This is a genomic window from Cedecea sp., from assembly GCF_036500665.1.
Taxonomy (GTDB): domain Bacteria; phylum Pseudomonadota; class Gammaproteobacteria; order Enterobacterales; family Enterobacteriaceae; genus Cedecea.
This window is the reverse complement of the sequence record NZ_DASYBS010000099.1, coordinates 42,964-67,906: the sequence shown is the minus strand read 5'-3', so window position 1 is coordinate 67,906 and position 24,943 is coordinate 42,964. Positions and strand designations below refer to the sequence as shown.

Sequence of the window (24,943 nt, the reverse complement as noted above, 5' to 3'; positions counted from 1 at the left end):
ACCCAACTCAGGCGGGGTTGAGCTGCCGGGAGCAGCGAAAGAGAGCGATCGTCGGGAACGAATCGCGAACGACCCCGAATGTTTGGGTGATGGCCGGTGGGTTTACCGCTTCAGCGGCGATGAGCTCGCCGGGCGCCGGGGCTGTTCGGGGGATGGCGTTATCCCCCGGACACGTTCGCCGTTTTCTGGACGTGCAGGGAAAACAGATTTATGGGTGAACGGAATAACTGCAGAGCGAAAGATAACTCCCGGAAGATTTTGAAAGAAAAATAGGTATAAGAGACAGCGCCCGTTGAGGTGAGGGGGATGCTACTCCTCTTCTTCCTCGGCCACCCGGACACCAATCTTACGTACCAGGTTGTCTTCTTTCTCCGCCACCGTCCAAATCATCCCGGCGAACTCAACCTGGTCACCGACAACCGGCGCGCCGCCAAGCATCCCCAGCACAAAATCACCGAGCGACTGCTGGGTATTGACCTCTTCATCCAGCGTCAGGCCGTAAATGGTCGCCACGTCGGAGAACTGGGCGCTGGCCTCCAGAATAAAGTCGCCAAAGAAGCGCTGATCCAAATCCACGGGCGGCGACTGGCTAAACAGCTTACCGAGCGCGGGAAGGTCACGTTCGCGACCGATCACGCAGAGCACATCGCCCTCGCGAAGCCGGGTGCTGCCCGTCGGGTGCAGCAGCTCGTTATCGCGGAACAGTGCGGCAATGCGCGTCTCTTCCGGCATATGCAGGTCACGCAAGGCGGCACCTACGCACCATTTCTCTTCGCTCAGCTGATAGACAAACTGCTCCCACGGGTTATCAGGATGGATATCCAACCCTACGCGGGAAACCGGCCAGCCGACCGGTGGCACCACGACTTTTGCTTTTTTGGCCGCCCAGCCAAGGGAGGTTCCCTGAAGCAGCAGGGAAACCAGCACCACAAAGAAGGCGACGTTGAAGAACAGGCGGGCGTTATCCAGCCCGGCCATCATCGGGAAGACCGCCAGAATGATAGGCACGGCGCCACGCAGCCCAACCCAGCTGATGAACACACGTTCTCGCAGGTTAAAACCGCGGAAAGGCAGCAGGCCGGCAAAAATGGAAAGCGGACGAGCAAAAAAGATCATCCACGCTGAAAGCAGCAGTGCAGGGACCGCAATCGGCAGCAGGTCGGAAGGGTTCACCAGCAGGCCAAGCACCAGGAACATGCCGATTTGCGCCATCCAGGCCAGCCCGTCAAAGGTTTGCAGAATACCAAAGCGGCTGCGGATAGGGCGGTTACCCATCACGAAGCCACACAGGTAAACCGCCAGAATACCGCTGCCGTCCAGCGCCGTTGTCACGCCAAACACCATGATACCGCCGCTCAGCGCCAGCATCGGGTATAGCCCCTGAGGCAGGGTGATACGGTTGATCATCTGCAGCAGCAGATAGCCGCCGCCGAGGCCAAGCACGATCCCCAGCCCGAACTGCTGAATGATATGCACCAGGAACATCCAGCTCAGACCGGTCTGGTGCTGCTGGATCATCTCAATCAGCGTAATGGTGAGAAATACCGCCATCGGGTCATTACTGCCCGACTCAATCTCAAGCGTTGCGCCTACGCGCTCGTTAAGGCCTTTACCGCCGAGCAGCGAAAAGACCGCTGCGGCATCGGTCGAGCCGACGATGGCACCGATAAGCAAGCCGTCAATGAGGTTGAGATTGAACAGCCAGGCGGCTGCAACACCGGTCAAGCCGGAGGTAATTAATACGCCAACGGTTGCCAGTGAAAGCGCGGGGCCAAGCGCAACACGAAATGAACTGGCCTGGGTTCGCATGCCGCCGTCAAGCAGGATAACCGCCAGCGCCAGGTTACTGATCAGATAGGCGAAGGGATAATTATCAAACGGGATACCGCCCAGGCCGTCGATACCGGCCAGCATGCCGATAGCCAAAAAGATAACCAGAATGGGAATGCCCAGACGAGAGGAGAATGAACTTAATAAGATACTGCAAGTTACCAGAACGGAACCCAAAATAAACAAACTGACTATCGCCCCTGCGTCCAAATCATTCTTCTCCTTTATCTATGTTGTGGAATTTTAACATGTAACCTGCAGGTTAAATGCCCAAAAAGGGCGCTTAAAGTTATCTTCTTTCGCGCAAAACCGGGTGACCGCTTACCGTCAGATAGGCTGTCTTACCGTCATGCTGCAATTGTGCGAGGGCGCCTACAGGCAGGGTGACAGTTTGCGGTTCGTGGCCAAACGGCAGACCGGAAAGGATCGGCACTTTCAGGCGTTGCTGCAGGTTTTTTCGCATCTCATCGAAGGTATATCCTGCATCGTAATCTGTCGTTGTTGCCCCATTAAAACTTCCTAAAACAATCACTTTCTGGCGCGCCAGAATACCCGCGTGGTAAAGCTGCAGCAGCATACGCTCCACGCGGAATGGGTGTTCGTTGATGTCTTCAACCACCAGAATCCCCCCCTCTATTAACGGTAGCCAGGGCGTACCAATCAGCGACACCAGCATCGCCAGGTTCCCTCCCCATAACGTACCGCTGGCATGCACTGCGGGGGCGTCGCTTTCCCATCTGACGGTGAATTCGGGTTCACGTAGCGCTTTCCAGAAGTGGTGCCAGGTGTTTTCATCCATCTCTTCAGCGCCGAAATTCCCGGCGAGCATGGGGCCACTGAAGGTGATAGCGCCACACTGCGCCAGCAGGCCTAGCTGGATAGCGGTAAAGTCGCTGTGGCCGCAGATGATTTGCGGCCTGGCTCGCAGCGCTGCGCCCAGGCGTGAGAAGTCGATGTTTTCCAGCAGGCGGCTTGCGCCATAGCCGCCGCGCACCGCGAGCACGATATCGGTTTCCGGCGGCAGCGTTACCAGATGATTGATCTCCGCAAGCCGCTCGCTGTCCGTGCCGGCAAAACGCTGGAAACGCCTCGTCACTGCCTGCTGATTAACCACCTGATGCCCGTTCTCTTCCAGCCGGCGGATGCCCCTGGCCGCTGCCTGCTGATTAATGCAGTAACCGGATGGGGCGATTAAATGAATCAGAGACATGGCATTTCCTTGCTGAATATGAATTGGTTATCATGCCGCTATCGAGAGCGCTTGTCATCGCCGTTATGGCGAGCACATCAATAAGGATAGATGCGTGAAATTAAGATGGTTTATCGTTCTGGTGCTGTTTCTGGCCGGCTGTTCCAGCCATTCACCGCAGCAGCAGGCCCCGTGGGACCCGACTATCCCCACTCAGAGAGCGTTGAACTGGATGCCAATCACCGAGCAGTCCGGGCAGCAATGGGGCGTGAGCCCAAGGCTAGTAACCGCGATTATCGCGGTGGAGTCCGGAGGCAACCCACAGCTGGTTAGCGCCTCGAACGCCATTGGGCTTATGCAGATTAAGGCCTCTACGGCAGGAAGAGAAGTATACCGCAATCAGGGCTTCAGCGGACAGCCATCGAACAGTGAACTGCGGGACCCTGCGCGCAACATTGATATCGGCACGGCCTACCTGAGTATTCTTGAACACGGTATTTTGCGTGGGATCAACGACCCGCAGGTGATGCAGTACGCGCTGATTGTCTCTTACGTGAACGGGGCGGGGGCGCTATTAAGAACCTTTGATTCCGACAGGCAGGATGCGATAGACAAGATAAATCGCCTGAGCCCGGACGAGTTCTATCAGCATATCGCCACCAATCATCCTGCGCCGCAGGCACCGCGCTACCTGTACAAGGTGACGCGGGCCATGAACGCTATTTAATTACTTCACGCGGTTGGCCTTTTCCCGGGCCGACCGCTCCAGCGAGAAAATAATCTTTTGCAGTTCACGTTCTACCGCCGGGTTGACGTTTAAAAAACGGAAGCTTAAGCGCGGCGTTGAAATGGTTTCATTTTTGCTGTCCACCACCTTGCGCTCCGAAACCATCACCAGCTGCATATCGAAGTAAAACTTACCCCATTCCACGAGATCCATCTCTACGCGGCCAAAACGCAGGCCGGGCGCGAGGCCTGGGGGCAATGAGCCGTCAACCAAGGCGCCCATGCCGCCGAGCGACAGGTCGCAAAGCCGGAAGGCAAACTCAGAGCCATCGGCCAGTTCGGTGCGGCAGTAATACTGCGGCTGCATGGGGGCGGTAATGCGGAAGTATTCCCGGCGCTGCACGAACCACAGCGACGGCGGCAGCGGCGTCGTGAACGCCGGCAGATTTTGATAATCCGTCGCCTTCAGACCGGGCAAGCTAAATTCAACTTTTGCCCCCTGCGTTTCAGCGATGAACTCGATGTGGGTGGCCTTTTGCACGGAAAGGTTTTCCTGCGCCTGGCTACCAAAGTCCAGAATTAAACGATCCGCTGAGACGTCGAGTATTTTGCTAATGAACTGCCCGTTAGACCATTCCAGCCTGACGGGAACCTGCTGTTTGTGTAAGTCGCGTAGCACACCTAATACTGCCAGAGGAGACTGCTTAAGGAACTGCTCGTTATAGTGACTCAAGGCTCAAGTCCTTGTTGTTTTTTCAGGTTGTGGTATCGAAGCTTATCGGCAAAACCGGACAAAACTTAATACAAATTTTTGATTTTTTTTGCCTGAAAATGAGTATAACCGGGTGAGATTCATCACGTTTTTACGCAACCGGGCTATACTCTTTTTGACAGTAGGCCGCTGACTTGGGTGCAGAAGGCGCCCGGCGAGCCTGCTAAAGCTCACAATGTAGAAGAGGACGTTCTAAAATGGGTATCCTGGCCTGGATTATTTTTGGTCTCATCGCGGGTGTGGTTGCTAAGTTAATTATGCCTGGCAAAGACGGCGGCGGCATTATCCTCACTTGTATTCTGGGGATCGTGGGCGCGGTGGTAGGCGGCTGGGTGGCAACGGCATTGCACCTTGGCGGGCCGGTAACCGGCTTTAACTGGCCAAGTTTCTTTGTGGCGGTGATTGGCGCCATTATTGTGCTGGCTATTTTCAGGATGGTACGACGGTAGAAAGTCATTGATTAAAAAAACGGCCCTTCGGGGCCGTTTTTACGTTTTAAGCTTTGCGATTAAAAGTCATAGCCTACGGTGGCAATAACCGAACGTTCCGCACCCCAATAGCAATAGCCCGTCCCATAGCAGCCCGCCACATAATCACGGCCGGTCAGGTTTGTGGCATTAAGCTGTACAAATGCGCCTTTCATCGACGGTGTCCATGCGCCCAGATCTGCCCGAACCATGGCATCCAGCAGCGTTGCGGAAGGTACCCGCAGGGTATTTTCGTTGTCGGCCCACTGTTTGCCGATGTAGCGAATCCCTGCGCCCAGGCTGATGCCGTAATCGGCTTTGAACGTGCTCCACAGGCTCGCCAATTGATTTGGCGTGACGTATGGCGTGTTGCCGTCGTTACCGTCAATCGCGTCTTTATAGCGTACACGGTTGAGGGTATAGCTGGCGATGGTCGACAGGCGTGGCGTCAGCTGAGTACGCGCCTCCAGCTCAAGCCCCTGGGAATGCACTTTGCCCGCGGGTTCAAAATATCCGCCCTGAACGTTACGGTTGCCCACATCTTTCTGGGTCAGATCGTAAACGGCGGCACTATACAAATCGCTGGTGCCGGCCGGCTGGTATTTAACCCCGGCTTCGTACTGTTCAGCGGTCGTAGGTTTCAGCAGCTTGCCTTCGGCATCGGAAAGCACCTGCGGCGTGACGGCCTGGCTGTAGCTCACATACGGAGAAATACCGTTATCAAAGGCGTACAGCAGGGAAGCGCGGCCGCTAAAGTGGTTATCTGTGCGGTTGTCCGTCACGTCGCTGTCGATAGCCGTCGCCACCAGGTGGCTTTTGGTGACCAAATGGTCGTAGCGGCCAGACAGCGTCATATGCCAGCGGTCCCACTTCATTTCGTCCTGCAGGTACGCCCCGGTTTGCTCATACTGGCGGCGGCCAGCTTTAACCAGCAGCCCCTGATTGATGGTCTGGTAGCTATCGTCGCGCGGGTCAAAGTAATAGTAGCCGCCAATGCCGCCAGAAACGCCGGTCCACGGATTCAGGTTGGTGGTATAGCCAGTCCCGTCCGTCAGATCGTTGGTGAACCGGTGATATTCGCCGCCAAGCACCACTTTATGCTGCAGCTCGCCGGTCGCGAAGTCGGCTTCAAGCTGATTGTCGATGGCCCAGGCATCCAGCGAGGAGTTTTCGCTGCTGTAATAGCGTGACAGTTCGTTGTGTGCGGTGTCCGCCCAGCCAATCTGATAGGCCTGGCGCAGCGCGACGTTAGAGTGGGTGTAGCTGGCGTTCGAGCGGAACGACCAGACATCATCGAAGGCGTGAGCAAACTCGTAGCTGTAGATCTGCTGGTGGCGCTTAAAGGCGTCATCGCCCGGTTGCACGTCAGAGAACCCGGTATCCAGCTTGCGTCCCGTGGTGCTGTAAAGACTGCCGTCGCCCGGAACGGAACCGTGGTAGCCGCCGGAGGGATCTTTTTCCAGGTAAGCTCTCAGCACCAGAGACGTAGCGTCGTCAGGTTGCCACAGCAGAGAAGGCGAAATGGCGTAGCGCTCGTCGCGCGTGTTTTCATACTGCGTATCGCTATTTTTGGTCAGGCCGGTGATGCGGAAGGCCCACTGGTCGTTAATCGCATTGGTGTAATCAAACGCCGTGCCGTTGGTGTTATGGTTGCCGTACATCGTCCGCACGTGGCCTTCTTCAACAAACTGCGGGCGTTTCGAGGTTTCCATCACCAGGCCGCCCGGTACGGTCTGGCCGTAAAGTGCGGAAGAGGGGCCTTTGATCACATCAAGGCGCTCCAGGAACCACGGATCGACCTGCACGACGTTAAAGCTTCCCGCGTCGCTCATCAGGCGAAGGCCATCAAGGAAGATGTTATTCACATCGCCACCGTGGAAACCGCGCAGCGCAACGGTGTCGTAGCGGGTTGCACCGCCGGCAAAACCTGTAAACACGCCCGGTGTGTAGTTCAGCGCGCTGTTAATGGTCTGCGCGCCCTGGTCTTCCATTTGCTGGCGGGTAACGACGGAGATGCTTTGTCCGGTGGTAATCAGCGGCTGGTCAGTCTTTGTTGCGCCGCGTGTGGTGGTGGCAGTGTAACCAATCGTCGGGGATGTTGCGGTATCAGCCGGTTTGGCGGTGACAACCAGCGTTTCTTCAGCCGATGCGGAAATAGGTGCGATGAGAGCAAGCGCGCAGAACAAAGCAGAACGCTTTACGGTAAAAGCCTTTATCATTTTAGGGGTCCGGAAGTATTGAGGTCATCATCCTGATGGAATTCCTCCGTCGGACTGGGCGACGGGAAAGCGCAGTGAATCTACATGCGATTTCGAATGCGAATTATTATCGTTATTATTACATCACACAAGCGTTGTTATGTTTTTTTATGCGTGAAAGTCCATGAAATAATGAGTGATTTAGTTTGTTGATTGTTCCGGATGTAACCATTCAGGCAGGAATAAATGCGCAGTAACTGACCCCTACGGCCCGGCAGATCCGCAGGGGGGTTGACTTAGGATCAAAATTTATATTCGATACCGGCCCAAACGTTGCGGCCTTCCTCAATAAACCCTTCGCTTAGTGCATATTTACTGTCGAACAGGTTGTTAACTGATGCATTAACGCTTATGCCATAGCCCACGTTGTAGTCGGCACGCAGATGCGTGACGGCGAAGCCAGCGGCTTTTTGGGTGCCGCTGCTGTTGCTGTAACTGGATGAGCGAGCTTCTTCCGAGAGAGTAAATCGTAAGGAGTCCAGCGGTCTGAACGTTAGCCATGAAGTTAGCGTTTGGGTTGGCTGGCCGGTGGGTTTACCCGCTTCGCGGGATTTGATATCCGCGTGAATAAGGCCGTAGCTGGCGCCAACGTCGAGCATATCCAATGGACTGCCGTTGATGCCGATATCCACGCCGCTATAATTAATGCGACCGCTGTTCTGGTTCTGCGTCAGCCTGTCGCTGATGGACTTTGACACAATAGCGTCGCTGACGCGGTTGTACCAGATGCTGGTTTCATAGCGCCAGCTTCCATTGATATGCCCGCTCCAGGTCAGCGCTATGTTTTGTGCTCGCTCCGCCTTCAGCTGGGGGTTGACCAACGCAATTTGGTTCATCGCCGGTTTCATGGTGGTGTAGCGCTCTTTCAGCGTCGGGAAGCGGGTACGATCTGATAGCGAGAGTGACAGCCAGTCCTGATGGTTAAGATGATAGCGTGCCAATGTTTCCCAGTTAAATGCCGACTTGCTGTTGTTTTCATAGAAGGTCAGACTGCCATTTTTTTCATGCTTCATACCCTGAACGCTGTCACGCCAGTCGTAACTTATGCCGCTGACGATGTCCAGATTCTGGGTAGCAGCCCACTGATATTCGCTGGCAATGGACCACAGGTTCGATCCCGATAGCGGTCGTACGGTGCTGTCGGAGCGCCTTTCTCCCTGTGGGTATCGTTTTTCCAGTTAATGGCAAAAGACAAGAGATCGCTTTCACGTACATCCGCTGAGAGCTGCAGACCGCCGCCGGTACTGAAGTCCGCATAGTGGCTGTAGCCCCCACGCTTATTCTGTAAATCTTCCAGCGTGTTGTTCAACAGCAGCGTATTTTTAAAACTGTCGTGATAGAGACGGTTTTTCAGCGTAAAGCGTTCACCTAAATGCGTCGTGCCCTGATAGTAATAGCTCTCTTTGTCATACTGCGGCCACTGCCAGTAGCGTGGCGTTTGCAGGGTTCCAGCATAAGGTGGGCTGTCCTTTTCTCCGTTCTGATTAATATAAGTAAAGGTGTATTCGTCGTTAACCCGTGGCGTAAAGCCGACTTTGATTACGCCATTAGTATCCTCTGCCGATGAGTTGATCATCCTGCCATGTGTCCCGACAGTATCGCTGCTTACGCCGTGCGGCAGGCCGAGATAATCCTGCTTTAACTTGCTGCCGTTAAGCTGAATAAACCCCCGATCGTTGCTAAGACCCAGAGAAGCATGCATATCTTTGGCGTTATCGCTCCCACGACTCCAGCTCTGGCGGTAGCCCAGCCCTCCTTCCAGCGGTTTACTCGGTTTCTGAGTGGTAATATTGATGGCTCCGCCCATCTGGTTGGGTCCCTGCAGCAGGGATGAATAGTCTTTCGACACCTCAAGAGAGGCGATATCAGAGGTTAAGATACGGCCTAAATCGAAGTTTCCGTCATAGGGAACGTAGATAGGCACGCCGTCGAGAAAGATGGGTATCTGGCGGCTATCGAAACCGCGCACTTTGACCTGCAGTTCGTTACGTCCCCCTGATTTTTGTAGCGTAACGCCGGGTACGGTTGCCAGGGCGCTGGCCACGTTCTGTTTATCCAGTTTTTCCATCATCTCCTGCCCGAGAATGGTGGTGGTTGCAGAGGCCGGGCTTGACCAGACGGTCATTCTGTCGGCTTCCTGATCCGCGATCGCCGGCTGTACCAGCGCGAGGCCTATTGAAATGCAGAGGGGTGTCATTCCTGTTTTCATTTTTGTCTTCCATGGTGTGAGGGTTATTCAGCGGTATCCGGCCCTAGCCTGACCTGAATATCGGCCGGTGGCGCATAGTAAGGGGAGGAGGTGATAAACAGCGTGATGCCGCAGTCAAGATAGCGTTCAAGCGAGGTACGCGTTATCCCGCCCGTTAACGCCAGTTTGCAATTTGGTGCAAGACGTGAAGCCCGGGCCGCGATATCGGTGGCCTGCTCAGGGGTAAATTTATCCAGCTGTAAAACATCCGGCTCAGCGGCCAGCGCCGACAGGGCTTCTTCCGGCGTTTCGGCCTCAACAACGATCTTTTTCTCCGGCGCCGCCTGCCTTAGCTTGCTTATCAGGCCGAACCAGTCATGACCGTCATGAACAAAACGGCGATGGTTAGCGAACAGAAGAATCGTCTCGCCGCAGCCAGCCCGGTGAATCAAGCCACCGGCAGCCAGAACGGCCTGGGTTGCCAGAAGCTTCGTGCCGGGGATTGTTTTACGCGTACAGGCGATGTGCCCATTGGGGTGGCGCTTGTGCAGGATAGCCAGCATGCTGGCCATTTCATTTGAGACGCCGCAGCTCCACTCGATGATATTTTGCGCGGCCTTCCAGCCCTGATGGAGCGCAGCCGCGCTTCCGCTAGCCGTGAGCAGGAGCCGATCGGGCTGAGCGTGTTCGCCGTCGCGGAATGAAGTACACACGGTAAGGCCCAGGCTATGGAGCATTTGGGTGGCCGCCGCAAGCCCGCTTACACAGCCGCCGTCCCGGTGAACAAACGTCATTCTTCCCGGACGTAAGCCAATACCCAGCGCCCGGGTAGTCAGGTCACCCTGAGCGATATCCTCAAGCAGCCAGGCGTCAGTTTGTGCCTGCGGGATAAAGATCATCCCCGCTCTCCTGGGGGCACAGTGTCCCAGTAGAGCAACGCCCAGTCGCGGGACGGTGAGGCAATGGCGCTCGGATCTTGCTGCTGGTACCAGTCACGAAGGCATAGACGTTCGTCTTCCGTGAGTTCGCCGTGAGTCCAGATTACGTTATCGAGGAATAATGCGAAGGTACTGTTATCGTGGCGCTGGCTATGCCCGTTAATAAAATCTACACGTGCACGTATACCCAGCTGGTAAAGTACATTCAGCGCATAAATATAGGTCGGAAGTTCAACCACTTCCCGGCCCATTACCCGTTGAATAACGGGGGACATAAAGGTTGGATTGACCAGGTGAGTGGTATAAACGCGCCGCTTTGCCTGGCGGTTTAGCTTGCTCATGGCCTGATGCATGTCGGCGACAAGCGTTGAGCGGGACGCTACGGCGATATCACATTGTGGCAAATCGTCCCAGGCATCCTCCCAGGCTCGCTTTACCCAGGTGGCATTTATGGTGCCAAGTTCATCCGCACGGCGGGCGGAGACGTCAAGCATGCCCTGGCTATAGTCTATGCCATAAACGTGGCTCAAGCGGTTAGCGAGCGCCAGCGCCACTGTTCCCGGGCCGCAGCCCATATCGAACAGCGTTTCAGCGCCCCGCAGGTCGATTTTTTGCAGCAGTTGCTGAAGATAGCTGTCGGTGGGCGAAGTGCAATTAGCCGCCATTTTTTCTGCTTTGGCATCCCAGTGCTCGGGCTTTTTCTCCGAGCGATGTGCGAGCCGTAGCTGCTGTTGATAGAGTGCTGAGAAATCAATTTCGTCGATAAGCATAATGCGTCCTTATGGCAGAACATGTCCGAGGTGGCTGCGTATTTGCCCGGTAGTCAGGCCGTAAAGATCTGCGAGACTGTCGGCGCCGAGTTGAGTTTCAGGCGAGCCATGGGTAAGGCATCCATCCGGCTCGATACGTATCACGCTATCGGCTATCGCCCTGGCGTGAAGGGGGTGATGGGTCGCCATCAGCAGCGTGGTACCTGCTTCTTTTAGCTGTATCAGGGTATCCAGTAGCCTGATTTGATTGCCAAAGTCGAGGCTGGAGGCCGGTTCATCGAGAAGCAGCAGGCGAGGCTGCTGTACCAGGGCGCGGGCAATCAGTACCAGCTGACGCTCTCCACCGCTAAGCGCTGTCCAGTGGCGTAGGGCGAGATGCGCAATGCCCATGGTTTCTAGCTGCTTCATTGCCAACTGGTGTTCGTTTGCACCGGGAGTGGAGAAGGTATTCATCTGTGGATTCAGCCCCATCATCACCATTTCAATGACGCTGAAAGCAAATGCGCCTTCATGGGCCTGAGGCACCCAGGCAACGAGCCTCGCTTTTTCGCGGGTTGAAAGGCCGGCGAGCGCGACACCCTTAATGCTTATCTCGCCGGACTGAAGGGGAAGCACGCCGAGAATGCTGCGCAGCAGGGTGGTTTTTCCACAGCCGTTGCTACCCAGCAGGCAGCAAAATGTACCGGCATTGAGCGAAAAAGAGAGGTGGCGCAGCACAGGCCTGCCGGCATAGCCCAGCGTCGCCTGCTTCACGTTAAGCAGCGTCATTTATGCCGCCTTAGCAGCAAGCTCAAAAAGAAGGGGGCACCGATAAAAGCGGTGAGAATACCTAACGGAATTTCCGTACCGGCAAGCGTTCGGGCGAGCGTGTCGGTTGTCAGCAGCAATGTGGCCCCAAGGCACATGGACACCGGCAGCAGGCGTTGGTGGTTACTGCCGACCATCAGGCGGCCAATATGGGGAACCACCAGACCAATCCAGCCGATAATCCCCGCGACGGAAACGGCGCTGGCCGTGATCAGCGTGGCGCAGATGATAAGCATTAGCCGCAGTTGTTTTACGTTGACGCCGAGAGACGTAGCCTCATCATCAGACAGCGTCAGCAGGTTCATCTTCCAGCGCAGCAGCAGGAGTGGCAGCGTTGCCAAAATGATGAGCGGTGCGCAGAGCAGTAAATCAGCAGGGGTAACCGTAGAAAGGCCGCCAAGCAGCCAGAAGGTTATTGACGGCAGCTGGGTATAAGGGTCGGCGATGATTTTAATCAGTGAGATCCCGGCACCGGCTACCGTGCCAAGCGCGATACCAACAAGTACCAGGGTCAATACCGGATCGTGACGTGTGCTGGCTCGGGTGACAAGCAATACGCCGCCTACAACTAATAACCCGCCGCTGAATGCAAAAAACTGAACTATCCACATCGGCATACCGCACCAGATGGCCACGCTTGCGCCTAACCCTGCACCGGCGGAAACGCCAAGAATGTCCGGTGAGACTAATGGGTTACGGAAGATGCCCTGGTAAGCGGTACCCGCGGCAGACAGCGCAGCGCCAATCAGTAATCCGGTCATCATGCGCGGCAGGCGAATTTGCCAGAAGACTATTTGTGCCTGTGGTGAAACGCTGGTTTCGCCAAACGGAGAAATCAGTTCCGCAATTTGCGGCAGACTGAGATGCCAGGGACCCGAAAGTGTGGCAACCACGATAGCCCCAAGAAGGCTCAGGCAAAGAAAAGCAGGGAGCGGGAAACGATTCATCGTGCATCCACGAGCGTTTTATATCGCTGTTCGCTAAGCTCGTTATGCCAAAAAAGCCGACTGTAAAGCTGCATGTCGCTCTGGAACTGAGGGCGAATGGTTGGATCAATCCAGGCCTGCAGTCTGCGCATGCCGAGCAGGCGATTAATACCCGGTGGCGCATCCAGCCAGCCAAAGGGCAGGCCCTGGAGCAGCAATATGCGGTGGTGGGCGACAGCGGAAACGCCCCGCCACGCCGGGTCGTTCAGCAGGCTCGTCAGCGTAGTTTTATCCTGAACCAGGATAATATCCGGCTGCCAGAGCAGCAGGTTCTCTATCGAAACCTGAGTCAGCCCGCTGCGGCCTGCAATACGTGCCACGTTTTCTAATCCTAATAGTTCTGCTGCTTCGGTGTGCAATGAGCCTTGCAGGCCAGTTTCCAGCCCACGCGGCCCCCTCGCAGCATAAAAACGAAGATTAGCGGCAGCGCTGCGCGAGAAGGTTAATGCATCAGAAATAAAGTGCTGTGCCAGTTCAGCTTGATTATGCGTTCGTTCTTCAACGCCGAGAATTTCACCCACGGTAGTTAATTGCCGTGCGGAATGAATTAATTCTCCGTTAATTAAAACCCAGGGGATTTGCGTCTGGTCGCTAATGCGTTTTGCCTGAGAGAGCCATGTTTCATCCGCACTGCCACAATCGATAATAACGTCGGGTTTAAGTGATAATAGTGTTTCCAGCGGGAGCGTGCTTCCACCGCCGACAAGTCTGCCATATTTAGGCAGTTGACGAATAGTTTCTGGCAACAGACCGTTCGCTTTACGGCTGAAGTCGAAAGAAGAAAGGCCGAGGAGTTTCTCTGGCGCAGCGGCAATCATTAAAACATCGGCCGGTGACCCCGCACTCACGACGCGCCGAATCGCCCCCGGCGCGGGAAGCGTATTGATTGTCTGCTTCAGTGGCGCAGAGGCAAACAGTGAAGTTGTGGGTAACAGTGCGCCGGTGGCCAGCGCCTGTAAAAACATCCTTCTTGTCAGCGACATTTATTCTTTCCAATAAAATCCTGAATAAAGTTCGTTATATACTCACATATATATCGTCTATTTAATTGTCTGGGGTCAATTTATAGACGTTTAACGTGCTATTTACCTCTAAAGAGTAGAGCCGGATCTCTATTGAATGTATTCATTTAAGGAATGGGTGAGTGATGTTTTATTTCTGGATTATATGGCTTCGCCGGTAATGGCGTTTGTGCAGGCTGGTCAGGAAATAAAAAAGCGGCCGTAGCCGCTAAGATATTATTCAGCTGATTTATTGTCAGCAGGCGGTGGGGCTGTTTTCGCTGCCGCCGGTTTAACCGTGTCGGTCACGGGGCCGGGGGTTGCAGAAGGCAGTTTATCCGGCGCATTGTCGCAGGGTTTTTCTTTATCGCAGAGCAGGTCCAGCATTTTGAGCGTGACGCCATTCGTCCAGCCGAAGCCATCCTGGAGCGGATATTCGCCACCGCCGCTCGCCCCGGTGGTGGTGACATCGTATTTCTCGACCAGCTTCTGCTCTTTGTTGTAGATGTGCTGCACGTTGTTCAGGAAACGGAAGCTGACCTCCAGCGCAAGGTCTTTGTGCCCGTAATTTTGCAGGCCTTCGGTTGCCACCCACTGCAGCGGCGCCCAGCCGTTTGGCGCATCCCATTGCTGGCTGGTTTTCACACTGGTGGTGGCGAGTCCACCCGCGTTGAGCAGATGCTGGCGTGTTGCTTTTGCCATTTTATCCGCGTGGTCCTGCGAGGCGGCATGAACATAAAGCGGGAATAAAGCCGCAGCGGTCAGCGGGTTACGAACTGCATTACTTTTAAGATCGTAGTCCGCGTACCAGCCTTCTTTTGCATTCCACAGATTTTGCTCAATCGCTTTTTGGCGATCATTAGCGGCTTGCTTATAGCGCTCTGCCGCTGCGTCATCTCCGCTAAGCTTGCTGGCGTGAGAAAGCGTTTTTTCTAGCTGATAAAGCAGGGCATTGAGGTCGATCGGTACAATACTTGTGGTTCGAATGGTGCCGAGCTGCGCCGGGTTGTCCATCCAGCGTGAGCTAAAGTCCCAGCCGGACGCGGCTGCGGCTCGCAGATCGCGATAAATATCGGTTGCCGCACGGGCCGGTGTGCTTTTCGCGGTGGCCACATCGTCCAGGTATGACTCCGTGCGAGGCGTGTCTTTGTCATCCCAGTAGCGATTGAGCAGAGCGCCGTTTTTTAGCTTAACCACGCGTTTGTGGGCATCGCCTGTCTTCAGTGCATCGCTACCGTCCATCCACCAGGCATACTCTTGTTTTAGCTGCGGCAAATAGGTTTTGTAGACGTCATCCCCTTTGTTCTGCGCCAGCAATTCGACCATCATGGCGAAGAACGGCGGCTGCGAACGGCCAAGGTAGTAGCTGCGGTTGCCGTTTGGAACGTAGCCCCAGGTGTCTATCTCATCGGCGAAGTTGTCCACCATGTCCTGCACATTATCCCAGTGGCCACTTTCAGCCAGACCGAGCATCGTGAAATAGCTGTCCCAATAATAGACTTCCCGAAAGCGGCCGCCGGGCACAACGTAAGGCTTCGGAAGCGGAAGCAACGAGTCCCATTTACTTGTGCTGTCGGTGGTGGTGCGTGTCAGTACAGGCCACAGCCCGTTGATATGCTCGCGTAGGCTTTCTCCTTCCTGCGGCACATATTTATCCTCGTCCCTGGGCAGAATAAAGTTCACGTCAACAAAGTGGCGCAAATCGAACCCTGAGAGCCTGCGCTGCATACGATAATCGGCGAGGATCATCAGCGGGTCGCCTTTGGGCACCGCATCAGCAAAAGTTTTCTGATCGGGGAAAAGCTTTGCCGTTTGAACATCAATAAACAATGGTCCAAAAAGCTCATCAGGTGATTGAGGCTGGGGAGGGCGAACGGTTTCCTGGGCTGCAAATGAAGCAAGCGGCGCGAAGCCAAAAACGACACCGGTAACGGCTATCTGGACCGCAAGACAGAGTGCATGAGGCCGGTGCAAAACGGGTTTTATCATCATTTATTCTCCTTTGACTGGACGCAACACGCTACGTTGCGATCAACTCCCTGAAAACCTTAGTTGAATTTTCCGAATTTCGTGTGCGGTTGATAATAAAAATGGAAAAACCAGACAATTTACCGGCGTAAAAAAGCCCCGCGTGCCGGGGCTGAAATAATGAGGCTGGAGAATTGCTGTCAAAGTCGACATTCTGGTCCTGCTTGTACGTCCTTACCCCTGCGGATTCACCAGCCACGTGCCTGGGTTCGCCACCACAATGGTTTGTTTGCGGGACTGCTCGCCACCGCTTAGCGTTAGCAGATATTTTCCTGCAGGAAGCTGGAGCGACGCAAATCCGTTGGCTGCCGGCGTTACCTTTTGCGCTTTGCCATTGACCGTCAGCTGCTCGCCTTCGTTCATGCGGATGTAGACGCGAGCAAGGGCGCTGTCGGTACTGGCCGCTGCGGGCGCTCCGCCCACCTGAGGAGTGCTTTTGCTGGCGACAACCGGCTCGGCGCCAGTCTCTGGAGTGGGTGCCGACGAGCTTCCCCGGCCAAACAGCAGCGCGCCGACAATCAGGCCAGCCAGGGCGCCAGCGGCAATTTGCAGGGCGGATTGACAGCGCTTCCAGAGCGGGAGAGTCGCGGTGTCTTCAGGCTCTTCCACCGGCACCAGCGCGGTTCCGGTCTTTTTGTTGCTGACCAGCTCCCGTACATCCCCTACGGGGATATTAAGCCGCTCGGCGAAGTCATCAACGGATTGTGGCCGGTCCTCTGGCTTAAGGGAGAGCGCCTTATCTACCGCCTGCAGCAGGTTGAGGGAATAGCCTTCAGGCTGGCTTTCCGCAAGCGTAATACAGCTGTCCTGAATGCTGCGCGCGACGCTTGCCGGCGGCGCATTTCCGGTAATTAGCGTATACAGCACGGCACCCAGCGCGTAGATATCGGTCCACGGCCCAAGCTGGCTTGCCAGGTCACCAGTGTACTGCTCGAGCGGAGCAAAGCCCGGATGGAGCAGGGTGTTGCCTTCATCAAGCGACCCCTGGCTGCGACGTGCGGCACCGGTATTGAGCAGGATAGGCAGGCCGTTGTCCTGAATCTGGATGCTTCTCAGCGACAGGTTACGGTGGAGATGTTCTGCCGCATGCAGCGTTGCCAGCGCCCCGCAGAGCATCGGCAGCATGCGGCGGATCCAGGCTTCATCAATAAGCGACGGCTGCTGCTTTTGCAGCTCATCAAGCGTAATGCCGCTATAGAATAGCGTGACAACGTAGGCGGTATTGTTGTCGCTCCAGACGCGCAGCACCTGAGGTAAGTTGGGGTGGTTGAAATGAGCCAGCTGACGCGCTTCTTGTATAAAACCGTTCAGGCCGGTGGTGTACACCAGATGATCGCGTTCACTGTGCAGCACCAACTCCATAACGTCATTACGCATGGCGTAGGCTTTAGGCATATATTCACGAATAGCCACCAGGCGTTCGAGCTGGTGATCCCAGGCCCGATAAACGATGCTGGTCGTGCTGGCATCAATAGCTTCCTGAATCTCGAATTCATCAAAGCGGTAGCCAGGCGGCAGAGCGTTGGGCACTCTCGGAATAAAATCGTTATCTGTCATGATGTTCTCTGCGCGAAATCGTGCAACATGCGAAATATTTATTTTTGGGCGCGCCACGCACCGGCAGCAGGATCGCGCAACTGCGGGTGCAGTGACTCGATCAACAGCAACGTAATAGCCGTATTCGGCGTCAGCCAACCGGACCAGAGTTTGCGCACCTCGTTTAGCCGTGCCTGAAGACGCGGCTCATCAAGCGCCATGTCGCGTGGCACCTCAACGGCGATTGTGCCGCTGGCTTTCCAGCCGTTTATTTCCGGGTGATAAGGTAAAATTAACCAGCTTTGTGGCGCCTGTTCATTGCTGACGACCATACGCTCGTTATTCACGCTGGTGATAAGCAGCGTATCGGCGTCGGCAGCAGGGTTCAGCCCGCTGACCGGGAAACCGTGCACGAAAGACATCGTGATGCGTTTCTCGCCACCCGTGCCGCGCTGAATCACTTCGCTACTGCCGTTCAGCCAGCCACCTTTTTCGCATTTGCCGTTTTGTTTACTGGGAATAAACAGCGCGGTGCTGTTGGCGTCGCCCTGCCAGAACGTTCGCAGATGGCAGCCGTCCTGTAAGGTAAATTCCAGCCATGGGGTACGATCGAGCGGTGTGGAAAGGTCTTCCGGGCGTTCGTTACGGGTCGCAACGGATGACAGCGGAGATTCAATAGCAACGTCCCAGTCGCTGGCCTTAGTAGCTGAGCCACGAGCAAGCGAAGCACCCGCGGTATCTTCAAGCTGCCAGTTTACACGCTCAATTTCGCCGCACTGGTTTTCCAGGAGTGCACCGAGGCGGGGCATGAAGGTTTTGAGAATGAGCGGGTTTTTATCACCGTTCGCCACAATACGCACCGGTAGCTCGGCAGCACACCAGTTTTGCGGGGCGTTACTTTTAATATTGTCTATCCACACATCCAGCTTCTGGGAAGGCGACTGAACGATGCGGTAGTTCCCTGCCCAGACGGTAGTTGATGCCAGCAGCAACGCCATACCCGAAAGCCAGAGTTTCATAAAAATCCTTGTTAGCCTGTGTGTAAAGTGGAGGGCTAAAATCAACTCCTGCACAGGTTGCCGGGCCGACCGTTGCCATGCTCTCACGGTAATAACTTGTTATAAACTTCCCTATCGGAAAGTTTAGTTAATGATCCACGTTCCGTTATCAGCGTTCTGGCAAGCTTTGCTTTTATTATCTACCGCAACGCAGGTGGATTTTTTAGCCGCACGACGAGGGCGAGGGCGGTCTTTTTTCAGCGCCTGATTATAAAGTTCACTCTTCACCAGCGCTCTTAACGGGGCATAGCCCAGTAGCTCTTGCTTATCCTGCTCAGCAATAGCAAGCCAGTGATTTTCTACCTCACCAAGCACCGTATAGCTCTGACCATTCTCCAACTGGGCTATCACTTTGCCGCCAAAATCAGGTTTACTCATAATTGAGCCAGGATAAAGTGCCCGGTAGCTGGCATCCACAGGCGTAAATTCTTGTGGTGCCTCAACAGCATAGCGGTGGGTCAGGGTGACGCCGTTTACCGTGCTGGTCACAATGGTGTCGTCAGTCATCTTCGGCGGTGGCGCTTTACAACCGACAACCGTGGTGACAACAAGAAGGACTAACAGGCTTCGCAATTTCATTGAGACGTTCCCTGAGAAAAAGGTTAAAACCCAACCGCCGCGGAATGCGAGGAGCGCCGCACAGGAAAATGGTCCACGACGTGAGATACGCCCACGCAAAACAGTACGGTGGCCTGCCAGGCTCACCGCGACAAAGGAATTCGCGTGGTTTCAGTATAGTAGCGTGATTTTACATAGCCTGGTTAACAATTCAATGGCGATATAACACCTGAATAACCGATAACACGCATGTATGTTTGATGGCGGCTTTGCGCCGGCGAAAATTTGCCTGATGCAAAAGTAACCTGCGCGGCGGTCGGCGGTGCTGAAAAATAGGAAGATATGTCTAATTTTTTGAATTTATTTGAAAAATTCAGCATTTTCGACGAAGTCTTATTTTCATTGCCCGGTCAATACTTAAGCCGCACAGGTTTTTTTTGAGGAAATTCTTAAATCAAAGAAAAATAGTGCAGCTTGTCCATAAGCTGCCGGGCCGCATGCGATGACATCAGTTCCCACTTTGTTGTGAAAACAGCCTCAGCGCGCGTTCTCCGGTTTCATCAATGGGTAAATAAACCAGCAGTCGGGAACCATCTCGCGGCGCGGAATACCAGTTGACCTGCTGCATGCCGAAGGTACCAATTTGCGGGTGGGTATACTGCTTAATATGGTTCTCTATATTGCGAATTTCGTAGCGCTGCTCCCAGAGCGTTTTAAAAGTCGGAGAGGCGGCGAAAAACGATTCAAGTAAAGCTTCCCAGCGTGGGTCACCGCGATGCTCCGTGATCCCCGCGCGGAACCAGCCAACAAACTTGGGTAATACGTCTTCGTTACAGTCTACCCGGCTGCGCCAGGTTTCATTCGTCAGGTACTGATAGATGCAGTTGCGGTGTTCTGGCGGCTCGTTATCAAGATCAACGCCCATCAGCTGACAAAAATGCGAGTTGTAGCCAAGGATGTCGAAGTTGGGCTTCTGAATACTGGCCGGATTCGGCATTAATGCATCGAGCATGCGGCGCGCGGCGGGACTTAGCCCCTCACACTGAGCAGCAGCCGGGGCCTCGGAAGGCGGAAGGCCGGCCAGGATAAACAGATGACGAGTCTCCGCTGGGGAACACTGCAGCGCGCTGGCAATCGCCGTCATTGCCGTCGCTGAGGGATTCACCTCTCGCCCTTGTTCGAGCCAGGTATACCAGGTCACGCCAATGTCGGCGAGTAACGCCACCTCTTCACGGCGCAGGCCAGGCGTGCGGCGCCGTCCGCTGCGGGGCAGGCCAAGACGCTGAGGGTCAAGGCTTTCACGTCGGGTACGTAAAAAAAGCGCCAGCATTTTACGGCTGTCATCCAGCGGGCCGGTTCGCAGTTCAGACTGAGTGATGAGCATCACAACTACTCCAGTATAGTAGTGCCAATACCCGTATAAGCAGGAACTGGTACCCGGTTAAATTATCAGGAATGCTACGTCGGTATCCTGAACTATGCAATGGAGTCCCTGATGAATAATTCGCCTGTTTCACCCGGTCGTGCTGGCCTGGTGCTGTTGTTAACGGGCCAGATGCTGCCGTTAATCGACACATCTATCACCAACGTCGCGCTGGACTCAATAACGCAGTCACTTGGCACGACGCCCACCCAGCTGGAGCTTATCGTTGCGCTGTACGGCGTTGCCTTTGCCGTCAGCCTTGCAGTGGGCAGCAAGCTGGGGGATAACCATGGCCGCCGCCGGATCCTGATGTGGGGCGTGGTGCTTTTCGGCATCGCCTCATTCCTTTGTGGTATTGCCGGCTCAGTTAGCGAACTGTTGGCAGCGCGGACCCTGCAGGGTGTTGGCGCGGCGCTCATCGTGCCGCAAATCCTCGCCACGCTGCACGTCACGCTGAAAGGTACGGCTCATGCCCGCGCCATCAGCCTGTACGGTGGCATTGGCGGGATTGCTTTTATTATCGGTCAAATGGGCGGCGGCTGGCTGGTATCGGCAGATATTGCCGGCCTGGGCTGGCGTAATGCGTTCTTTATCAACGTGCCTATTTGCCTGTTAGTGCTGGCTATGAGCCGCTTTTATATTCCAGAGACGCGTAGTGAAAGCCACTCGCGTATCGACTGGCAGGGCACCGTCACGCTTGCGCTGATGCTGTGCTGCCTGCTGTTCCCGATGGCGCTCGGCCCCGAACTGCACTGGCCGTGGCCGATGCAGCTGATGCTGGTGGCGACGTTGCCGCTCGGTTACCTGATGCGCGTCGGAGCGCTGGGCCAGCAACAGCGCGGCCTACAGCCGCTGCTGCCGCCGAGGCTGCTGAAGCTGGGCAGCATACGTTTTGGCCTGCTGATCGCGCTGCTGTTCTTTACCTGCTGGTCGGGCTTTATGTTCTGCATGGCGCTGACGCTGCAGTCGGGCATGGGCATGGCGCCGTGGCAGTCCGGGAACAGCTTTATTGCGATGGGCATTTCTTATTTTGTTTCAGCGTGGTTTGCGCCGAGGCTTATCGTGCGCCATTCGCTCAGCACAATTCTGCTGAGCGGGATTGCGATTCAGGTTGTGGGCCTGCTGGGGCTGATATTTACGCTCTACCATTTTGGCACCCACGCCAGCCCGCTGGCTATCGCGCCTGCCACGCTGGTGACCGGCTACGGGCAGGCGCTGATTGTGAACAGCTTCTACCGTATCGGGATGCGCGATATCGATCTGAACGATGCCGGAGCGGCAAGCGCCATACTGAGCACCTTGCAGCAATCGGCCCTGGGGCTTGGTCCTGCCGTGCTGGGGGCATTGTTCCTGCATTTGCAGCGCCAAAGTGGCGATTACTCACTGGCGATGATGGGCTTCCTTGCGGCGGAGATCGTGATGATGCTGGCGCTTGCGGCGGCGGCAGTCACCCGGCGTCAGCTTTTGTCCGGTGAGAAGGTGCCCTTGAGATAACGCCCCGGTGGCGTACCGATAATGCGGGTAAAGGCAGTGGTAAAACTGCTGGCGCTTTGATAGCCCATATCATAGGCCACCCGTGTTATTGGCCCACCTTTAATTGTTTAAATAATCCGCAAATAATTCCTCAGGCATAAATAGTCCCCCGGTTAAGGCTGGGATCAAAATAACGTGGCGTGGTAATATCAGCTCCCAGATGATATTTGAATTAATTGCCATCCGTTATTACATCGGTGTTAATTATTCGTATCCGCTTTAATGTGAAATTCATCACTATTTATACTGTTGCTCAGAAGGGTCCTGCCTGAGCTAAACATCCAATTTTACGTATCTCTGAGGGAATTATGGCTGGCGAAATTATTCTGAATCTTGATTTGCCCGAATATCAAGATGATTTTCTTTCTTCGAAAGACGGCGGGGAGCCAAATGGACTTTGGCAGCAAGAGGCTAACAAAACGCTGGTCAGCCATCTGGATAAAATGGGTAGGGCGGCAAAAGATTATAAAAAGAATGTCAATCAATGCAAAAATCAAGCTACCAAATTAAGTAGTTATCACCATGCGATTTTTATCAGCGGTGCACGGGGCACAGGTAAGACGGTTTTCTTACGGAATATCCAGGCAGTCTGGGAGACTAACAAAAAACGGCATGTTGAAAATGTAAGCGATTTGCCAGATCTTTATTTTATCGATGCAATAGATCCGACCTTGCTTAATATACACGATCGTTTTTCAGAAGTGATTATTGCTTCCGTTTATGCAGCCGTCGAAAAGAAACTGAAACTCCCTAATATCGAACAATCAAAAAAAGACACTTTCTACGGCGCGTTGAAAACTCTGTCAGGGGCTTTAGGGGTTGCATCAGAGTTTGATGAGTACAGAGGTATCGATCGGTTGCAAAAATACCGCTCCGGCATTCACCTTGAAAAATATTTCCACCAGTTTCTTATCGCCAGCGTCGATCTCCTCGGCTGTGATGCCTTAGTGTTGCCAATTGATGACGTCGATATGAAGATCGACAATGCCTTTGGCGTGCTGGACGATATTCGCTGCATCCTTTCTTGTCCACTGATCCTGCCCCTTGCCAGTGGAGATGACGACCTTTATCGGCATATTACAACCATGCAGTTTGAAAGTTCACTGGCGAAAAGCAACCATGCCGGTAATTTTAACGAAGGCAAGATTATGGCAGAGCGTCTGTCAAAGGCATATTTGACCAAGGTTTTCCCTAACCATACTCGTTTACCTCTGGTGCCCATCAGCCAGCTTCTTTCCAAACTCAAAATTCAAAGCCAGGCGCAAAAAGGTCCCTACACATTTTCTGAATATGAGAATAAAATCAAGCGTGTGTTCTATCCGTTATGTAACGGGCAGGAGCGCAGCACCGACTGGCCAAAGCCTGACAGCGCCCGCGAAGTGACGCAGCTGGTCCGTTTGTTAACACCTTCACAGCTTGATGAAGACAAAACCGCAGACGAGTTGTGGCGGAGATTTTTAATCTGGGCAGAAGAAAAGCAGGACGGCATTGCACTGACTAACGCCGAGTCATTTCTTAAGGTGAGCACGATGCAACCGTCTGAGGCGCTGGATTTGAACTCGCTGATTGCTTTTAACCCGCTGCTGCAGAAAAATCGTTATAACTGGGCTAAAAAGGATTTTTACGATCAGCAAGCCAATAACATCGCAGATTTAAAAGCACATAAAACTAATAAAGGAATATTGGATACAGTATTTTCTCAGCGGAGTGACAGTATCTTAGACAGTCGAGATTATACGTTACGCAGTTTACCACCGCTTGAATTAATAATGGAGCCACTATTTCTCAGTAAGGAAATTGCTGAAAATAAAGAAGGGCGGAATGAGAGGTTATTGGCTATATACACTTATAATAACTATTATAGTCGTCAGCACAATAGGCGATATCATATTTTCTTTAGCCGCGCCTTTGAGGTTTTGGCATGGTCACTACTGGCTGTTACTGGTAATCTTTCATCGACATTTGATGATAAAAACGTGTTCAAAGAACAAATTAAAAATATGTTCATGAGAGCGCCGTTTTATTCAATATTTGCTTTAAATCCGACAAGAATCATCGATGAAGATGGAGAAGACGCATTGGATTTTGATGGTTCAATTTCATATGCCGCCGAGATTGATAAAATTGGTGATGAAATATATGACTGGTGGTGTGATTATGAAATTTCATCACTTAGGGGGAAGAACTTAATTCCGTTATTGTCCGTTGTGTTTAACAAAACATTTTCTCAGCTTAGTGTTTTGAGAAAAAATATTGTTACAGATAGAAAAAAGTTTAGCGATGAACATCTTTCTGATTTGTCAAATAGATTTGAATACATTTTTATTAATGCCTTGACGTCATTTTTGCGTGATGGAATTGTCATCAATACCAATGTGGCGACTGGAGCAAGATCTAACTCGGTTAGGAGTTTTGATGAATTCAATAAGTATGACAGAACAGTTTCAAGAAACCTTGGTCATATGCTGGGGATTATCGAGAGTGATAATAGGAAAGTATTGATAGAAAATGAAAGTGATAATGTTAAGTTAATCGTTGCAATGTCTCAAAATCCTGTTTTTTTCTGGGGTGAAAATGAGCAGTATCTCATTGGTAATAGCCGTGCAGAAAACGATTTGAATATGGAGGCGTTGAGGGTTGAAATAAATGGTCTAAACTTTAGTGGTGTTAGAGATTATTATTATTCCAGGTCGGGTCATAAAACCATCAGGGTTAGGGAAGTAGCAATATGGGCTGCTTCAAATATGGATGCGGCTCGTTTGTTATATGAAAAAATAAAGAATGATGAATATATAAGTCTTGATATATATTCTGGTGGCCAGGTTGAATGGATGTATAAAGGCCTGGCCCGTGGCTTAGGCAAAGAAGAATAAGG

19 protein-coding genes and 3 pseudogenes are annotated in these 24,943 nt (G+C 53.6%); 6 read left to right on the top strand and 16 right to left on the bottom strand.

Going from position 1 to position 24,943, the window contains the following annotated elements:
- Both VGM55_RS16825 and VGM55_RS27595 read left to right on the top strand, forming a co-directional pair.
- Positions 1-218: hypothetical protein (locus VGM55_RS16825; RefSeq protein WP_331636090.1), on the top strand; the 218-nt coding region annotated here is incomplete at its 5' end.
- Between the two features lie 88 nt (positions 219-306).
- A pseudogene (locus VGM55_RS27595) lies at positions 307-375 on the top strand (hypothetical protein); the annotation flags it as partial.
- On the opposite strand, the pseudogene VGM55_RS16820 reads toward VGM55_RS27595, so the two are convergent.
- Positions 376-2,007 (bottom strand): annotated as a pseudogene (locus VGM55_RS16820) (potassium/proton antiporter); the annotation flags it as partial. It lies immediately after the preceding pseudogene.
- 112 nt (positions 2,008-2,119) lie between these two features.
- Positions 2,120-3,040, bottom strand: a complete 921-nt coding sequence (ldcA, locus tag VGM55_RS16815; protein WP_331636089.1) for a muramoyltetrapeptide carboxypeptidase — start codon at positions 3,038-3,040, stop codon at positions 2,120-2,122.
- 94 nt (positions 3,041-3,134) lie between these two features.
- Here ldcA and emtA point away from each other — a divergent pair, with 94 nt between their 5' ends.
- Positions 3,135-3,746 (top strand): membrane-bound lytic murein transglycosylase EmtA, encoded by a 612-nt coding sequence (gene emtA / locus VGM55_RS16810; RefSeq protein ID WP_331636088.1) that lies wholly within the window; start codon positions 3,135-3,137, stop codon positions 3,744-3,746.
- Here the strand turns inward: emtA and ycgR are convergent, their stop codons facing one another.
- Positions 3,747-4,478, bottom strand: a complete 732-nt coding sequence (gene ycgR, locus VGM55_RS16805) for a flagellar brake protein YcgR (RefSeq protein ID WP_331636087.1) — start codon at positions 4,476-4,478, stop codon at positions 3,747-3,749. It abuts the gene before it with no gap.
- 236 nt (positions 4,479-4,714) lie between these two features.
- Here ycgR and VGM55_RS16800 point away from each other — a divergent pair, with 236 nt between their 5' ends.
- Positions 4,715-4,966, top strand: coding sequence for a GlsB/YeaQ/YmgE family stress response membrane protein (locus VGM55_RS16800; RefSeq protein ID WP_016536859.1), 252 nt, complete (start codon positions 4,715-4,717; stop codon positions 4,964-4,966).
- A 59-nt stretch (positions 4,967-5,025) separates the two neighbouring features.
- On the opposite strand, the gene VGM55_RS16795 is transcribed toward VGM55_RS16800, so the two are convergent.
- The 12 genes and pseudogenes from VGM55_RS16795 to VGM55_RS16740 form a co-directional block, all read right to left on the bottom strand.
- Positions 5,026-7,203, bottom strand: a complete 2,178-nt coding sequence (locus VGM55_RS16795) for a TonB-dependent siderophore receptor (protein ID WP_154186755.1) — start codon at positions 7,201-7,203, stop codon at positions 5,026-5,028.
- Positions 7,204-7,484: 281 nt separating this feature from the next.
- Positions 7,485-9,451: pseudogene (locus tag VGM55_RS16790) on the bottom strand (TonB-dependent receptor plug domain-containing protein).
- Positions 9,452-9,474: 23 nt separating this feature from the next.
- Positions 9,475-10,329: a ModD protein gene (modD, locus tag VGM55_RS16785; protein ID WP_331636086.1), complete on the bottom strand. Its 855-nt coding sequence runs from the start codon at positions 10,327-10,329 to the stop codon at positions 9,475-9,477.
- Complete coding sequence (locus tag VGM55_RS16780; protein WP_154186761.1) at positions 10,326-11,138, bottom strand: class I SAM-dependent methyltransferase; 813 nt, start codon at positions 11,136-11,138, stop codon at positions 10,326-10,328. The genes modD and VGM55_RS16780 overlap by 4 nt, the downstream gene beginning before the upstream one ends.
- Positions 11,139-11,147: 9 nt before the next feature.
- A complete protein-coding gene (locus VGM55_RS16775) occupies positions 11,148-11,906 on the bottom strand; it encodes an ABC transporter ATP-binding protein (RefSeq protein ID WP_331636085.1) in 759 nt (252 codons plus the stop codon).
- Positions 11,903-12,892: a FecCD family ABC transporter permease gene (locus VGM55_RS16770; RefSeq protein ID WP_154186928.1), complete on the bottom strand. Its 990-nt coding sequence runs from the start codon at positions 12,890-12,892 to the stop codon at positions 11,903-11,905. The genes VGM55_RS16775 and VGM55_RS16770 overlap by 4 nt, the downstream gene beginning before the upstream one ends.
- On the bottom strand, positions 12,889-13,914 hold the full coding sequence (locus tag VGM55_RS16765; RefSeq protein WP_331636083.1) for an ABC transporter substrate-binding protein: 1,026 nt from the start codon (positions 13,912-13,914) through the stop codon (positions 12,889-12,891). Before VGM55_RS16765 ends, VGM55_RS16770 begins: the two co-directional genes overlap by 4 nt.
- Positions 13,915-14,169: 255 nt before the next feature.
- The gene (gene treA / locus VGM55_RS16760) at positions 14,170-15,921 is read right to left on the bottom strand and encodes an alpha,alpha-trehalase TreA (protein ID WP_331636092.1); all 1,752 of its coding nucleotides are present in this window, start codon (positions 15,919-15,921) and stop codon (positions 14,170-14,172) included.
- 213 nt (positions 15,922-16,134) lie between these two features.
- Entirely contained in the window at positions 16,135-17,517 is a 1,383-nt protein-coding gene (locus tag VGM55_RS16755; RefSeq protein WP_331636082.1) for a serine/threonine-protein kinase, read from the bottom strand.
- A gap of 38 nt (positions 17,518-17,555) precedes the next feature.
- A complete protein-coding gene (locus VGM55_RS16750; RefSeq protein ID WP_154186769.1) occupies positions 17,556-18,515 on the bottom strand; it encodes a hypothetical protein in 960 nt (319 codons plus the stop codon).
- Positions 18,516-18,638: 123 nt separating this feature from the next.
- Positions 18,639-19,133: an SH3 domain-containing protein gene (locus tag VGM55_RS16745; RefSeq protein WP_154186771.1), complete on the bottom strand. Its 495-nt coding sequence runs from the start codon at positions 19,131-19,133 to the stop codon at positions 18,639-18,641.
- Positions 19,134-19,620: 487 nt separating this feature from the next.
- Positions 19,621-20,496 carry a helix-turn-helix transcriptional regulator gene (locus VGM55_RS16740; RefSeq protein WP_154186930.1) on the bottom strand — a complete coding sequence of 292 codons (876 nt, stop codon included), beginning with the start codon at positions 20,494-20,496 and terminating at the stop codon, positions 19,621-19,623.
- A 111-nt stretch (positions 20,497-20,607) separates the two neighbouring features.
- Between VGM55_RS16740 and VGM55_RS16735 the strand changes: the two genes are divergently transcribed.
- Positions 20,608-22,029, top strand: coding sequence for an MFS transporter (locus VGM55_RS16735; RefSeq protein WP_331636081.1), 1,422 nt, complete (start codon positions 20,608-20,610; stop codon positions 22,027-22,029).
- Here VGM55_RS16735 and VGM55_RS16730 read toward each other — a convergent pair.
- On the bottom strand, positions 21,993-22,097 hold the full coding sequence (locus tag VGM55_RS16730) for a hypothetical protein (protein WP_331636080.1): 105 nt from the start codon (positions 22,095-22,097) through the stop codon (positions 21,993-21,995). The genes VGM55_RS16735 and VGM55_RS16730 overlap by 37 nt on opposite strands.
- Before the next feature lie 279 nt (positions 22,098-22,376).
- Between VGM55_RS16730 and rdrA the strand changes: the two genes are divergently transcribed.
- Positions 22,377-24,941 (top strand): antiviral RADAR system adenosine triphosphatase RdrA, encoded by a 2,565-nt coding sequence (rdrA, locus tag VGM55_RS16725; RefSeq protein ID WP_331636079.1) that lies wholly within the window; start codon positions 22,377-22,379, stop codon positions 24,939-24,941.
- The last annotated feature ends 2 nt before the right edge of the window (positions 24,942-24,943 follow it).